This is a genomic window from Peptoniphilus indolicus ATCC 29427, from assembly GCF_000227315.1.
In the GTDB taxonomy this organism is placed as follows: Bacteria; Bacillota; Clostridia; order Tissierellales; family Peptoniphilaceae; genus Peptoniphilus; species Peptoniphilus indolicus.
Genome location: NZ_JH165102.1, coordinates 1 through 1,593, shown reverse-complemented (window position 1 = coordinate 1,593; position 1,593 = coordinate 1). Strand labels below are relative to the sequence as shown.

Annotated in this window: 1 protein-coding gene; it reads right to left on the bottom strand. The window is 30.8% G+C overall.

All coding sequences use genetic code 11. The features are described from left to right. Window positions 1-132: 132 nt before the first annotated feature. Window positions 133-1,356: an IS110 family RNA-guided transposase gene (locus HMPREF9129_RS10105; protein WP_004823452.1), complete on the bottom strand. Its 1,224-nt coding sequence runs from the start codon at window positions 1,354-1,356 to the stop codon at window positions 133-135. Window positions 1,357-1,593 lie beyond the last annotated feature (237 nt).

Genomic DNA, 1,593 nt, shown 5'->3' with positions numbered 1-1,593 from the left:
AAAACCTGCTAACAAAAGTCAAGCCTACTCCGAAATTAATTTCAGAGTAGGCTTGTAATATTTAGTATTGAATTTAAGCATAGCAAATAAGCCGGTTGATATCGGCTTGTTTTAACTATTCTATTCCTAGCTCTAAGCTACTTTTAACGCCTCCTTTTCTTGTTTTGATGCCATAACTTTTGCATAGTAGATTCTTAAGAACTTATTTAAGCCTGCAAATTTACATACTTTTTTTGCTTTTCCATCTTTTTCTTTTTTTAGCATATATAGATATATTTCATTTTCTGGATTTTTAACACTCATCATACATTTCATAGATTGGTATCCTATTTTTCTAAGTATTGCATTACCTCTTTTGGTTATTTTTCTCTGATCTGCTTTGAAATTCCCCGATTCATATGGAGGTGAGTCTATTCCTACAAAGGATATTAGGCATTTTTTATTTTTAAATTTTGATAAGTCTCCAAATTCTGCTGTTATTTGTACTGCTAATTTGTCTGATATTCCTGAGAATTTTTTGGCTTCTTGATATTCTTCTAGAGGCTCGGCAATTTCTATCATTTGTGATAAAATATTATATAGAATTTGATTTATATGTTTGATCAATTCTATCCCTTCTTGTAGGTTCATCTTTATGTATGAGCTATTGGAAGGTTGAGTTGAGATACTTTCCTCTGCAAGCTTGTAAATGGATTTAGCTTTATCAGCATTAGGATGGTATCTCTTTTCTTTTGCCCAGTTCTTAAAGTCTTCTATGAATTTTTCTTCTGTTTTTTCTAAAACTAGGTCTTTGTGCCACCATGTTTCTAAGAAATCTAATAGTTTGTCTTTTGAGAAGTCTTTAGATCCATGAGATATTAATTTTTTTATTCCTGGAAATGTTTGACTGATTGTTTGGTCTATGAAGTTCATTTGATTGATTCTTAGGTCCATGTAATGCTGATAAGATCTGTTTAATTCTTTTAGAGTTCTAAAATTTTCTGTATCTACTTTGTGTTCTTGTAATTCTTTCCAATACATCAACCCATATTCTGCTATTTGTGTGGCATCTATATTATCATTTTTTGCTTTTCTGAAGTTTAACACTCGGCAGAACTGTTTCATTTTTAATGGATTAATTACTGCTACAAAGTATCCTTGTTTTTTTAATTCATAAAGAATTGGCAAATGATATTTTCCTGTTGCTTCCATGACTATTTTGATTTCTTGATTTAAATCTTTTAGTTTATTTAAGAATCCTTCTACTTCTGGTTTGTTAAGATTTACATCAAAGGGCTTCCAAATAATTTTGCTACCTTGTTCTAAGGCACAGGCTGTAAATTTTTCTTTTGCTATATCTATTCCTATAGATATCATTTTCTTACCTTCTTTCTTTTAAATTTGTAGTTCCTACCTGCACCATTACACTCATTTTAGCTCGTGACACGGACGTTTTGCCCAACCTGCTTAACCGAATATGAATAATGAAGAGGTAGATGACAGTTTTTATTGCGGATGTTTTAACCCTAAAAGACGATCGTCATACTACTTCTTCATTATACAAAAATAGTGCAAGATAGAAATCACTTTCTTTCTTACACTATTTATGGTACT

Coding starts and splice junctions, on each gene's coding strand:
- HMPREF9129_RS10105 (WP_004823452.1), bottom strand. CDS start 1,356: ATGATATCTATAGGAATAGATATAGCAAAAGAAAAATTTACAGCCTGT.